Raw genomic sequence first — 13,708 nt, 5'->3', positions numbered from 1 at the left:
TGGTGGCATGCCCCACCGAGACACACGGATGTCAGGGTGCACATGCGGGGGCGCACAGTCTGCCCGAAGCGCCGTCCCTGGGCGAGGGACACCCACGGTCGCGGGCCCGTCACATTGTCGGTGGGGTGGGGCAGGATGGGGCGGATGAGCGAGCAGAGCCTTCCTCGGGACGCCCGCCCGGCGTACGCGGACACCCTCCCGGAGTACGCCGAGCGCGTCCTCGACGTCGCCGAACGCATCCCGGCCGGGCGTGTCATGACGTACGGGGACGTCGCCGACTGGCTGGAGGAGGGCGGCCCCCGGCAGGTCGGCAGAGTCATGGCCCTGTACGGCGGAGCCGTCCCCTGGTGGCGTGTCGTCCGCGCGGACGGTGCCCTGCTCCCGGGGCACGAACTGCGGGCGCTCGACCACTACCGCGCCGAGGGCACGCCCCTGAAGGAGGCGAGCAGGGCCGCCGAGGGCCATCTGCCGCGCCTCGACATGAGGCGGGCGCGCTGGGACGGCGGCGATCGGGAGGCTCACACCTGACAGCTTCCGCCATCGCCGGGCCCCAGGGGCACCCTGAGGCCCGGACGGAGGAAACGGGGCACGTCCGTGGCATGCCGTACGTTCGTGGGGTGAGGGACGTACGGGGCGGGAGCGCCGCGTGTGCCGCGCGGGAAGAAGAGGAAGTCCTGCTTCCGCACTCTGCGTCGGCGTAGCGTCGGCTGCACGCGTCCCCCTCATCCCCCGCCCACCGCCCTCCACGCGCGGGGGGCCGCCCAACAGCACACCCACCAGGACCGGCGAACCACGTGAGCTCCTCTTCCTCCACCAGGCGTCTGTCGCACTCCCAGGTGCGACAGGGGACCCGTGGCGCTTACCGACTGGTGCGTACCCAGCCGGCCCGTGTGGATCCCATTCGTCTGGACGCCGCACAGCGCGCGGTGGTTGAGCACCGGACCGGCCCATTGCTCGTTCTCGCAGGTCCGGGCACCGGGAAGACCACCACGCTCGTCGAGTCGGTGGCGTCACGAATCGCCCGCGGAGGGGACCCCGCGCGCGTGCTCGTGCTGACGTTCAGCCGCAAGGCGGCCGTCGAACTGCGCGACCGCATGGCCCTGCGCATAGGAGCCGCTCGTGCGCCCCAGGCGACCACCTTCCACTCGTTCTGCTACGCCCTCGTCCGGGCCCACCAGGACAGTGATCTGTTCGTGGAGCCGCTCAGACTCCTGTCGGGACCCGAGCAGGACGTCGCGGTGCGTGAACTGCTCGCCGGCCAGCCCGACCTGGAGCGGCTCGGACTCGCGCATGTGCGCTGGCCGGACGAGCTGCGTGCCTGTCTGACCACCCGAGGCTTCGCCGACGAGGTCCGCGCGGTCCTCGCCCGCAGCCGCGAACTGGGCCTCGGACCGGCTGCCCTGGACGCCTTCGCCCGCCGCATCGGCCGCCCCGACTGGCGGGCCGCGGCCGCCTTCCTCGCCGAGTACCTCGACGTTCTCGACCTCCAGGGCGTCCTCGACTACGCCGAACTGGTCCACCGAGCCGTGCTCCTCGCCCGTCGCCCCGAGGTCGCCGAGCAGCTCGCCGCCCAGTACGACGCCGTGTTCGTCGACGAGTACCAGGACACCGACCCGGCCCAGGTGCGGCTGCTGCAGGCCCTGGCCGGCGGCGGCCGCACCCTCGTCGCCTTCGGCGACCCCGACCAGTCGATCTACGCGTTCCGCGGCGCGGACGTGAACGGCATCCTGGACTTCCCGTACGCCTTCCCGCGCGCGGACGGCCGGACGGCCCCCGTCGAGGTCCTGCGCACCTCCCGCCGTTCCGGCGCCGCCCTGTTGGCCGCCACCCGGCTGGTGACCCAGCGCATGCCGCTGACCCGGCTGCCGGCGGAGAAGGTCCGCGCCCACCGCGAGCTCTCTCCGGTCCGGGGCGGGGGGCAGGCTGAGGTGTACACCTACCCGACGTCCGGCACCGAGCTGGACAACATCGCGGACATCCTGCGCCGGGCACATCTGGAGGACGGTGTTCCCTGGGGTGAGATGGCGGTTCTGGTGCGTGCTGGGTCGCTCACGATCCCGACGGTCCGACGCGCTCTCACTGCGGCCGGAGTACCGCTCGACATCGACGGCGACGACTTGCCGCTGCGGCACGAACCGGCGGTGGCGCCCCTGCTGACCGCTCTTCGGGCCGTGGCCGCGGCGGAGGCGGCGGGGGATGTCGTACGGCCTGAAGAAGACGCTGCTGCCGACGACGAACCGCAGCCTGTAGCCGGCGTCGGCGCCGACGCCGACGCCGACGTGCCACAGGAGGCCTCCGAAGAGCCGCAGTCGGGCACGTCCTGGCTCGACACCGAGACCGCCCTCACGCTCCTCACCTCGCCCCTCGCCGGTATGGACGCCGCTGACCTGCGGCGTCTCGGGCGGGCCCTGCGTGACGAGGAGCGGGCCGCCGGGAACGCCCTGCCGCCGCCCTCGGACGAGCTGCTCGCGCGGGCCCTGGCCGAGCCCGAGCGGCTGGCCGTGCACGACCCCGTGTACGCGCGCGGGGCCCAGCGGCTCGGCGCGCTGCTCGGCAAGGCGCGTGAGCGTCTCGCGGGTGGTGGCAGCGCAGAGGAGGCGCTGTGGGATCTGTGGGAGGGCACGCCGTGGCCCGGACGTCTGGAGCGGTCCGCCCGGCGCGGCGGCGCAGCGGGGCGCAACGCGGACCGTGATCTCGACGCCGTGTGCGCGCTGTTCGCGACCGCCGCACGCGCGGAGGAGCGCACCGGAGGCCGGGGCGCCCTGAACTTCCTGGAGGAGATCGACGCGGAAGACATCGCCGCCGACACCCTCACACGGCGAGCCGTACGCCCGGACGCCGTCCGCCTCATGACCGCGCACCGGTCCAAGGGCCTGGAGTGGAGCCTGGTCGTCGTCGCGGGCGTCCAGGAGGGTCTGTGGCCCGACCTGCGCCGCCGCGGTTCCCTCCTGGAGGCCGACCGCATCGGCCGCGACGGACTCGCCGAACCGCTCACCCCGGGCGCCCTGCTGGCCGAGGAGCGCCGCCTGTTCTACGTGGCCGCCACACGTGCGCGTGAGCGACTGATCGTCACAGCGGTGAAGGCGCCGGCCGACGACGGCGACCAGCCCTCCCGCTTCCTGACCGAACTCGGCGTCGAACCCAAGGACGTCACCGGCCGCCCACGCCGCCCCCTGTCCGTCGCAGCCCTGGTCGCGGAACTTCGCGCCACCACGGTCGACCCGCGCGTGTCCGACACCCTCAGGGAGGCCGCCGCCCGCAGACTGGCCCGGCTCGCCGCGCTCGCCGACGACGACGGCCGCCCGCTCGTCCCCTCCGCCCACCCGTACCGGTGGTGGGGCATGTTCGAGCCGACCGAGTCGAAGGTGCCGCTGCGCAACCGAGACGAGCCCGTCGTGCTCTCCGGGAGCGCCCTCGACCAGCTCGCCAACACCTGTGCCCTCCAGTGGTTCCTGGGCCGCGAGGTGAAGGCCGACGCACCCGCGACGGTCGCCCAGGGCTTCGGCAACGTCGTGCACGTCCTCGCCGACGAGGTGGCCTCCGGGCGCACCCCGGCCGACCTCGCCGTCCTCATGGAGCGCCTCGACTCCGTGTGGAACGCGCTCGCCTTCGACGCGCCCTGGAAGTCGGCGCAGGAGAAGGAGAACGCGCGCGTGGCGCTCGAACGCTTCCTGAAGTGGCACGTCATGGACCGCACCGGCCGCACGCCGGTGGCCAGCGAGCACGACTTCGACGTCACCCTGGAGGCGGGCGAGGTAGAGGTACGCATCCGTGGCCAGATGGACCGTGTGGAAGCCGACGGCGAGGGCCGCGCGTACGTCGTCGACTTCAAGACCGGCAAGCAGCCCGTGAGTTCCGCCGAGGTGGAACACCACCCCCAGCTCGCGGTCTATCAACTCGCCGTCCGCGAGGGCGCCGTCGACGAGGCCTTCGACGGCGTACGTCCCGAGCCGGGCGGAGCCGAACTCGTCCAACTGCGCCAGGGCGCCCCCAAGAGGGACGGTGGCGAGACCCTCCCCAAGGTGCAGGCCCAGGAACCGCTGGAGGGGGAGTGGGTCGGCGATCTGCTCGCCACGGCGGCCGGCAAGGTCCTCGACGAACGGTTCACGCCGAACGCCGGTCAGCACTGCTCCCACTGCGCGTTCCGGGCCTCCTGCAGCGCGCAGCCGGAGGGACGACACGTGGTGGAGTAAGTCGGGCACTCCGGTGTGATCGGTCGCACCTCGGGTGCTGACCAGCGCTTCTTCCGGACCGAGAGGCGATTCGTCCTCCGTTGTCAGTGCGCGCCGCTAGCCTCTCCGACATGGCCGCCCGTATCACCGAACCCGATCAGCTCAAGGAGCTCCTCGGCATCCCGTTCACCCCGGAGCAGACGGCCTGCATCATCGCCCCGCCCGCCCCACAGGTGATCGTGGCCGGCGCCGGCTCGGGCAAGACGACGGTGATGGCGGCCCGCGTGGTCTGGCTGGTCGGCACCGGCCAGGTCGCCCCCGAACAGGTCCTGGGCCTCACCTTCACCAACAAGGCCGCCGGTGAACTCGCCGAGCGCGTCCGCAAGGCGCTCATCAAAGCGGGCGTCACCGACCCCGACGTCATCGACCCGGACGACCCGCCGGGCGAGCCAGTGATCTCCACCTACCACGCCTTCGCCGGCCGCCTGCTGACCGACCACGGCCTGCGCATCGGCCTCGAACCGACCTCCCGGCTGCTCGCCGACGCCACCCGTTACCAACTCGCGGCGCGCGTACTGCGCGAGGCCCCCGGTCCCTACCCGGCCCTGACCCGATCCTTCGCCGACCTGGTCAGCGACCTCCTCACCCTCGACGCCGAGCTCTCCGAGCACCTCGTACGCCCCGAGGCGCTGCGGGCGTACGACGCCGAGCTGCTGTTCACCCTTCAGGGCGCCAAGCTCACCAACGACGCCCTGCGCAAGGTCCCCGAGACGGCCGCCGCCCGCCGTGAACTCGCCGAGCTGGTCGTCCGCTACCGCGCCGCCAAACGCGAGCGCGATCTGCTCGACTTCGGCGACCAGATCGCCCTGTCCGCACGGCTCGCGGGGATCCCCGAGGTGGGCCGCGTCCTGCGCGACGAGTTCCGGGTGGTGCTCCTCGACGAGTACCAGGACACCTCCGTCGCCCAACGCGTCCTGCTGGCAGGCCTGTTCGGCGACGGCACCGGCCACCCGGTCACCGCCGTCGGCGACCCCTGCCAGGCCATCTACGGCTGGCGCGGCGCCTCCGTCGCCAACCTCGACGACTTCCCCGAGCACTTCGCCCACCCCGACGGCCGGCCCGCCACCCGCCAGGCGCTCAGCGAGAACCGCCGCAGTGGCGGCCGCCTCCTCGACCTCGCCAACGGGCTCGCCGAGCCCCTGCGCGCCATGCACGCGGGCGTGGAGGCCCTCCGCCCGGCCCCCGGCGCCGAACGCGACGGCATGGTGCGCTGCGCCCTCCTGTCCACCCACGCCGAGGAGATCGACTGGCTCGCGGACTCGATCGCCCATCTCGTACGGACCGGCAAGGCGCCGGGCGAGATCGCCGTCCTGTGCCGTACGGCCACCGACTTCGCCGAGATCCAGGGCGCCCTCGTCGAACGGGACGTCCCGGTGGAGGTGGTGGGCCTCTCGGGCCTGCTGCACCTGCCCGAAGTCGCCGACCTCGTCGCCGTCTGCGAGGTCCTCCAGGACCCCGGCGCCAACGCCTCCCTGGTCCGTCTGCTGACCGGCCCGCGCTGGCGCATCGGCCCGCGCGACCTCGCCCTCCTGGGTCGGCGTGCCCGGCGTCTGGTGTCCCACGCGCGCGTGGACGGCGACGACGACCCCGACCGCCGCCTCGCCGAGGCCGTCGAGGGAGTCGACCCGGCCGAGGTGATATCGCTCGCGGACGCCCTGGAGACATTCCTGGAGACGCCCCTGTTCAGCGACCGCGAGGACGACGACGGGCTGCCCTTCTCGCCGGACGCGCGCGTGCGATTCGCCCGCCTGGCCGCCGAACTGCGCGATCTGCGCCGCTCGCTCGCCGACCCCCTGATGGACGTCCTGCACCGCGTACTCGCCGTCACCGGCCTGGAGGTCGAACTGTCGGCGTCCCCGCACGCGTTGGCCGCCCGCCGCCGCGAGACCCTGTCCAACTTCCTGGACATCGCGGCCTCGTTCGCGGCCGGCGACAACGAAGCGACCCTGCTCGCCTTCCTCGGCTTCCTGCGCACCGCCGCCCAGTACGAGAAGGGCCTCGACAACGCCCTGCCGGGCGGCGAGAACACCGTCAAGGTGCTCACCGCGCACAAGTCCAAGGGCCTGGAGTGGGATGTCGTCGCCGTCCCCGGCCTGGTCGCCGACACCTTCCCGAGCGCCAAGGGCCGCGAGAAGTGGACCGCCCAGGGCAAAGTGCTGCCGCACACACTGCGCGGTGACACCGACACCCTGCCCGACATCGCCTCCTGGGACTCGCGCGGCATGAAGGCCTTCCATGAGGCCATGAAGGACCACCAGCACACCGAGGAACTCCGCCTCGGCTACGTCACCTTCACCCGCCCCCGCTCCCTCCTCCTCGGTTCGGGCCACTGGTGGGGTCCGACGCAGAAGAAACCCCGAGGACCGTCCGACTTCCTGCAGTCCCTGCACGACCACTGCACGTCCGGCCACGGCGAGATCGAGGCCTGGGCCGACCAGCCCGCCGAGGACGAGGAGAACCCGGCGCTCCACGATCGGACCGCCGACCAGGTCTGGCCCCTGCCCCTCGACGACACGGCACTGGCCCGCCGCCGGGCGGCCGCAGAGACCGTCCTGGCCCACCTGGAGCGGCTCGCCTCCCACACGGACACCCACCCCGCGGCCATCCATGATCCGGATGCCTACGACGACCCGGAGTGGCCACCACCGCCGGACGACGAAGAGTCGCCGTACGCCGAAGAGCCCCCCTTCGAGGACGAGCCGGTCGGCGAGGACCCCGCCGGGGACTGGGACACCTGGACGACGGACCGCCCGTCCGTCCCGCACCAGGCAACGGCCCCGGAAACCCCCGCCGCTCCGGCCCGCCCCCACCCCACGGAACCGGAACCCCTCACCCCTGAGGAAGCCCGCACCATCGACTCCTGGGACCGTGACCTCGACGCCCTCACCGGGGAACTCCTGCGCGCGCGGGAAGCCGTCACCGACGTGCCGCTGCCCGCGTCGCTCACCGCGTCCCAGGTGATCCGCCTGGCCTCGGACCCGGACGGGCTCGCGCAGGAGCTCGCGCGCCCCATGCCGCGCCCCCCGCAACCCGCCGCACGCCAGGGCACCCGATTCCACGCCTGGGTCGAGGCCCGCTTCGAGGCGCTGACCCTGCCCATGCTGGAACCGGACGACCTGCCTGGCAGTGACGCCGAGATCGCCGACGAACGCGACCTGGAAGCCCTCAAGGACGCCTTCGAGCGCACCGAGTACGCCCACCGCACCCCCCATGTCCTGGAGACGCCCTTCCAGCTCGCCATCGCGGGGCGTGTGGTCCGCGGCCGTATCGACGCCGTCTACCGGCAGACCGACGGGGACTCGACGACGTACGAGATCGTCGACTGGAAGACCAGCCGCACCCGCACCGCCGACCCCCTCCAGCTCGCCGTGTACCGGCTCGCCTGGGCCGAGCGGCAGGGTGTGCCTGTGGAATCGGTCACGGCCACGTTCCTGTACGTCCGCACCGGAGACGTCGTACGACCGAGGAACCTGCCCGGCCGGGAGGCCCTGGAGCGGCTGCTCACACAGGAACCAGGCAGACAATGGGACAGTCCCGAGCAAGCAAACTGTGAGGAACCGCCCAACGAGGATGTCGGTGCGGGCCGATAGGCTCATGACCATGAGCCATCCCGTTGACAGTGCCGTCAGCGCCGTCCGCACGTACATCGAGCAGCATCGCGCCGCCTTCCTCGACGACCTCGCCGAATGGCTGCGCATCCCGTCCGTCTCGGCCCAGCCTGACCACGGACCCGATGTACGCCGCAGCGCCGACTGGCTCGCCGCCAGGCTCAAGGAGACCGGCTTTCCCACGGCCGAGGTCTGGGAGACCCCGGGCGCGCCCGCCGTCTTCGCCGAGTGGCCCGCCGAGGACCCCGCCGCGCCCACGGTCCTCGTCTACGGCCACCACGACGTACAGCCAGCCGCCCGCGAGGACGGCTGGGACAGCGACCCGTTCGAGCCGGTCGTCCGCGACAACCGCCTCTACGCGCGCGGGGCGGCCGACGACAAGGGCCAGGTGTTCTTCCACACCCTCGGTGTCCGGGCCCACCTCGCCGCCACCGGCCGCACCGCCCCCGCGGTGCACCTGAAGCTGCTGATCGAGGGCGAGGAGGAGTCCGGTTCTCCACATTTCCGCGCCCTCGTCGAGGAGCACACGCCCCGGCTGGCCGCCGACGCCGTGATCGTCTCGGACACCAGCATGTGGTCCGAGGACACCCCTACGGTCTGCACCGGCATGCGTGGCCTCGCCGAGTGCGAGATCCGCCTTCACGGCCCGGACCAGGACATCCACTCCGGCGCCTTCGGCGGCGCCGTGCCCAATCCGGCCACCGCCGTCGCCCGCCTGGTCGCCGCGCTGCACGACGTGCACGCGCGCGTGACGATCCCCGGCTTCTACGACGGCATCGTGGAGCTGACCACGCGCGAACGCGAGCTCTTCGCCGACCTGCCCTTCAACGAGGAATGGTGGCTGCGCACCGCCCACTCGCACGCCACCCACGGCGAGGCCGGGTACACCACTCTGGAGCGCGTCTGGGCCCGCCCGACCGCTGAGGTCAACGGCATCGGCGGCGGCTATCAGGGCCCCGGCAGCAAGACGATCATCCCGTCGTCGGCCATGGTGAAGCTGTCCTTCCGACTGGTCGCGGGCCAGGACCCCGACCACATCGAGAAGGCCGTCCGTGCCTGGATCACCGAGCAGGTGCCTGCCGGGATCCGGCACGAGATCACCTTCGCGCCCGCCACGCGTCCATGTCTGACCCCCCTCGACCACCCCGCGCTCCAGTCAGTGGTCCGTGCCCTGGGACGCGCCTTCGAGAGCCCGGTCGGCTTCACCCGCGTAGGCGGCTCCGGCCCGGCCGCCGACCTCCAGGAAGTCCTCGGCGCACCCGTGCTGTTCCTCGGCATCTCCGTCCCCTCCGACGGCTGGCACGCGCCGAACGAGAAGGTCGAGCTCGATCTGCTCCTCAAGGGCGTCGAGACCTCCGCGTACCTGTGGGGTGATCTCGCCGAGCACTGGAGCCATGGGCCCTGACCGACCCGCGCCGCTCGGACCGGCAGCGCGCGCGGAGCACCCTCGACCGGCTGCCCCGCTTCGCGAAGCACCGCCGGACCCGATCACCCTCCGTCGTACGTCCCGCCGAACCGCCCGCCGAAACAATCCGCTGCACCGGGGGAGTTGGAAGCACCCGTGACCACCTGGACCGACCACACCGCCGACCGTCCCATCTCGCTCACCGCTCCTGGCGGCATCGACCGCGCCGCGCACCACCGGCTCGACGAGGCCTGGCTCGCGGCGGCGTGGAGTCACCCCACGACCCGCTGCTTCGTGGTCTCCGGCGGACAGGTCCTCATAGACGAGACAGCGGACGGCCGTACCGAACTCGTCATGACCCCGTCCTTCGAGGCCCCGCTCACCGAGGCGCACCGCTACTTCCTCGGCATCGACGAGGAGGGCGTGCGCTACTTCGCCCTCCAGAAGGACGCCCTGCCCGGCCGGATCGACCAGTCCGCGCGCCCGGCGGGCCTGCGGGAGGCCGGCCTGCTGCTGTCCGCACGCGATGTGGGGCTGATGGTGCACGCGGTCGGCTTGGAGAACTGGCAGCGCACCCACCGCTTCTGCTCCCGCTGCGGCGAGCGCACGGTCATCGCCGCGGCCGGTCACATCCGTCGCTGCCAGGCCTGCGGCGCCGAGCACTACCCGCGCACCGACCCGGCCGTGATCATGGCCGTCACGGACGAGGAGGACCGCATCCTGCTCGGCCGCCAGGTGCACTGGCCGGAGGGCCGCTTCTCGACCCTCGCCGGCTTCGTCGAGCCCGGCGAGTCCATCGAGCAGTCGGTGCGCCGCGAGGTCTTCGAGGAGGCCGGCATCACCGTTGGTCAGGTCGAGTACGTCGCCAGCCAGCCCTGGCCGTTCCCCTCCAGTCTGATGCTCGGCTTCATGGCCCGCGCCACGTCCACCGAGATCGACGTCGACGGCGACGAGATCCACGAGGCCCGCTGGTTCTCCCGCGACGAGCTGGAAGCCGCCTTCGAGTCCGGCGAGGTCCTCCCGCCGTACGGCATCTCGATCGCGGCCCGTCTGATCGAGCTCTGGTACGGCAAGCCGCTGCCGACGAGGAGCTTCGTCTGAGAGGACGGGCATGCCCGACCCGTACTGGAACCACAACGTCCACTACCACCGCTTGGTGCTCGACGCGGTGCCCGAGGACTGTCGGGAGGCCCTGGACGTGGGGTGCGGGGACGGGCTGCTCGCCCGCAAGCTGGCCCAGAAGGCCGCCTCCGTCACGGGTGTGGACCGCTCGCCGGAGATGATCGGGCAGGCACGCGCGGCCGCCCCCGGGAACATCAGGTTCCTGGAGGCGGACTACCTCGACGCGAAGGCCCTCCCCGAGGGCAAGTACGACTTCGTCAGCGCGGTCGCCGTGGTGCACCACGCGCGCTTCGAGGACGCGGTCGCCGGCCTGGTCCGACTGCTGGCCCCTGGCGGGCGCCTGGTGATCGTGGGGATGGCTTACAACAAGACCGCCGTGGACTGGGTGATCAGCGGCTGTGGCCTGCCCGTGAGCCTGCTCCTCAGATGGCTGCGGGGTGGCAAGCGGGGCCCGGCGGGCATGCCCGTGAAGGACTCCGCCATGCACTGGGCCCAGGCCCGGAGCTCCTCCCGGGGCCTCCTGCCCGGCCGCCGCTACCGACGCCGGCTGCTGTGGCGCTACACGGCGATCTGGGACAAACCACAAGAAGGCGGTCCCTGAGCTGCCTCAGGAACCGCCCATGTCCGGCCGTGCTTACGCGCCGATCTTCTGCTTGACCTGCGCCAGCGACGGGTTCGTCAGCGTCGAGCCGTCTCCGAAGAGCACGGTCGGAACCGTCTGATTCCCGCCGTTCGCCTTCTCCACGAACGCCGCGGACGCCGGGTCCTGCTCGATGTTGATCTCGGTGTACGCGATGCCCTCGCGGTCCATCTGCTTCTTCAGCCGCTGGCAGTAACCGCACCACGTGGTGCTGTACATCGTCACAGTGCCCTGCATGTCTCGCGCGCTCCTCTGGTGGCTCGGGGGAAGAGGTCGTCCGATGAGGGAACGTATGCGACCGGGTCGCCATTCCCCACCCGGGGTGCCCGGCCAGGTGATGCCTGCCGCATTAGTACGACCGCGACTGGTTGCCTGTGGACAACCGGCTCACCCGTCTCCGTCGACCTGGCAGCATGGCCGTGTGACAGCAGCAACGCACTCCACGCTCTTCCCGCGCGACCCCGACGGTTCCCGGTATTCGGCTCCGCTGAGTGGCGCCGACGCGGTGCTCGAAGGGCTCGACCCCGAGCAGCGCGAGGTGGCCACCGCCCTGCACGGGCCGGTGTGCGTGCTGGCCGGTGCCGGCACCGGCAAGACCCGGGCGATCACCCACCGCATCGCCTACGGGGTGCGGGCCGGCATCCTCCAGCCCTCCAGCGTGCTCGCCGTCACCTTCACCAACCGCGCCGCCGGAGAGATGCGTGGGCGACTGCGCCAGCTCGGCGCGGCGGGCGTCCAGGCACGTACGTTCCACTCGGCCGCCCTGCGTCAGCTCCAGTACTTCTGGCCGAAAGCAGTCGGCGGTTCCCTGCCCCGGCTCGTCGACCGCAAGATCCAGCTCGTCGCCGACGCGGCCGCCGCCTGCCGCATCCGCCTCGACCGGGGTGAGCTGAGGGACGTCACCGGCGAGATCGAGTGGTCCAAGGTCACCCAGGCCGTGCCCGCCGACTACGCCCTCGCAGCCGCGAAGGCCGGCCGCGAGACCCCTCGCGCCGCGGCCGAGATCGCCCAGCTCTACGCCGCCTACGAAGATCTCAAGCGCGACCGTGCCGTCATCGACTTCGAGGACGTGCTGCTGCTGACCGTCGCCATCCTCCAGGACCGGCACGACATCGCCGAACAGGTTCGTTCCCAGTACCAGCACTTCGTCGTCGACGAGTACCAGGACGTCAGCCCCCTCCAGCAGCGCCTGCTGGAACTCTGGCTCGGGCAGCGGGACAACCTGTGCGTCGTCGGGGACGCCAGCCAGACGATCTACTCGTTCACAGGCGCAACTCCCGACCACCTGCTCGACTTCCGCACCCGCCACCCCGGTGCCACCGTCGTCAAGCTCGTCCGCGACTACCGCTCCACCCCCCAGGTCGTCCATCTCGCCAACGGTCTGCTCGCCCAGGCCAGCGGCCGCGCCGCCGACCACCGGCTGGAACTGATCTCCCAGCGCCGGCCGGGCCCCGAGCCCCTCTACACCGAGTACACCGACGAGCCCGCCGAGGCCGAGGGCGCCGCCCGCCGCATCCGTGACCTCATCGACGCGGGCGTCCGGGCCAGCGAGATCGCCGTCCTGTTCCGCACCAACTCCCAGTCCGAGACCTACGAACAGGCCCTCGCCGACGCCGGAGTGCCTTACCAACTGCGCGGCGCCGAGCGGTTCTTCGACCGGCCCGAGGTCCGCAGGGCCATTGCCAACCTCCGGGCCGCGGCCCGCTTCGGCGGCAACGACTCGCGGCTGGACGACGTCGTGGACCTGCCCTCCCAGGTGCGGGCCGTGCTGTCGGGCGAGGGCTGGACCACCGAGCCGCCGGCCGGGTCCGGGGCCGTCAGAGAGCGCTGGGAGTCGCTGGCCGCCCTGGTGAACCTCGCGCAGGACTTCGCCGCAGCGCGCCCCGGCGCCACCCTGAACGACCTCGTGGCCGAACTCGACGAGCGGGCCAGTGCCCAGCACGCCCCGACCGTCGAGGGAGTCACCCTCGCCTCCCTGCACTCCGCCAAGGGCCTGGAGTGGGACGCCGTCTTCCTGGTCGGTGTCGCCGAGGGCATGATGCCGATCTCCTACGCCAAGACCGACGAACAGATCGAGGAGGAGCGCAGGCTCCTCTATGTCGGCGTCACCCGCGCCCGGGAGCGCCTCCATGTCTCCTGGTCGCTCTCCCGAGCGCCCGGCGGCCGTCCCAACCGCCGTCCCAGCCGCTTCCTCGACGGACTGCGCCCCGGCTCCACCGCCACCGTGGGGCGAGCCGCGGGGGGCGGCCCCGGCGGCGTCGAGCGCGGCTTCTCGACCCCCGCGGGCGCCGCACCCAGACGCACCCGGCGCACCCCGGCGCGCTGCCGGGTCTGCGGGCGCACGCTCACCGACGCGGGCGAGATGAAGCTCATGCGTTGCGAGGACTGCCCCTCAGACATGGACGAGGGGCTCTACGAGCGGCTGCGCGACTGGCGTGCGGTGCAGGCGCAGCGCAGCGGACAGCCCGCCTTCTGCGTCTTCACCGACAAGACCCTGATGGCGATCGCGGAGGCCGTCCCCGACGACGAGCACGAGCTGGCGCGCATCCCGGGCGTCGGCATGCGCAAGTTCAACCGCTACGGGGCCGAAGTGTTGGCCATCTGCGCAGGCCAGGAGGTTGCGGAAGAAGAAGACAAGGACTGATTCCAACTCGTCGGAAAAATAGTTTGCGCATGCCCCAGCAATCCCCATAGGTTCTTA

Annotated in this window: 8 protein-coding genes; 7 read left to right on the top strand and 1 reads right to left on the bottom strand. The window is 72.1% G+C overall.

The window, feature by feature from the left end; all coding sequences use genetic code 11:
• The first annotated feature begins 144 nt into the window (after nucleotides 1–144).
• From ACI2L1_RS01000 to ACI2L1_RS00975, 6 genes are all read left to right on the top strand, one after another.
• Complete coding sequence (locus tag ACI2L1_RS01000; protein WP_404737180.1) at nucleotides 145–528, top strand: MGMT family protein; 384 nt, start codon at nucleotides 145–147, stop codon at nucleotides 526–528.
• Nucleotides 529–794: 266 nt separating this feature from the next.
• Nucleotides 795–4,193, top strand: a complete 3,399-nt coding sequence (locus tag ACI2L1_RS00995; protein WP_404737179.1) for an ATP-dependent helicase — start codon at nucleotides 795–797, stop codon at nucleotides 4,191–4,193.
• Nucleotides 4,194–4,303: 110 nt separating this feature from the next.
• Nucleotides 4,304–7,822, top strand: coding sequence for a UvrD-helicase domain-containing protein (locus ACI2L1_RS00990; protein ID WP_404737178.1), 3,519 nt, complete (start codon nucleotides 4,304–4,306; stop codon nucleotides 7,820–7,822).
• 10 nt (nucleotides 7,823–7,832) lie between these two features.
• Nucleotides 7,833–9,245, top strand: coding sequence for a dipeptidase (locus tag ACI2L1_RS00985; RefSeq protein ID WP_404737177.1), 1,413 nt, complete (start codon nucleotides 7,833–7,835; stop codon nucleotides 9,243–9,245).
• Nucleotides 9,246–9,401: 156 nt separating this feature from the next.
• Nucleotides 9,402–10,346, top strand: coding sequence for an NAD(+) diphosphatase (gene nudC / locus ACI2L1_RS00980; protein WP_404737176.1), 945 nt, complete (start codon nucleotides 9,402–9,404; stop codon nucleotides 10,344–10,346).
• A gap of 10 nt (nucleotides 10,347–10,356) precedes the next feature.
• On the top strand, nucleotides 10,357–10,968 hold the full coding sequence (locus tag ACI2L1_RS00975) for a class I SAM-dependent methyltransferase (protein WP_404737175.1): 612 nt from the start codon (nucleotides 10,357–10,359) through the stop codon (nucleotides 10,966–10,968).
• A gap of 33 nt (nucleotides 10,969–11,001) precedes the next feature.
• On the opposite strand, the gene ACI2L1_RS00970 is transcribed toward ACI2L1_RS00975, so the two are convergent.
• The gene (locus ACI2L1_RS00970; RefSeq protein WP_020136719.1) at nucleotides 11,002–11,244 is read right to left on the bottom strand and encodes a mycoredoxin; all 243 of its coding nucleotides are present in this window, start codon (nucleotides 11,242–11,244) and stop codon (nucleotides 11,002–11,004) included.
• 184 nt (nucleotides 11,245–11,428) lie between these two features.
• Here ACI2L1_RS00970 and ACI2L1_RS00965 point away from each other — a divergent pair, with 184 nt between their 5' ends.
• Nucleotides 11,429–13,651 (top strand): ATP-dependent DNA helicase UvrD2, encoded by a 2,223-nt coding sequence (locus ACI2L1_RS00965; RefSeq protein ID WP_404737174.1) that lies wholly within the window; start codon nucleotides 11,429–11,431, stop codon nucleotides 13,649–13,651.
• Nucleotides 13,652–13,708 lie beyond the last annotated feature (57 nt).

This window comes from Streptomyces sp. NPDC019531, from assembly GCF_044903305.1.
In the GTDB taxonomy this organism is placed as follows: Bacteria; Actinomycetota; Actinomycetes; order Streptomycetales; family Streptomycetaceae; genus Streptomyces.
This window is presented reverse-complemented; position numbering and strand designations above follow the sequence as displayed.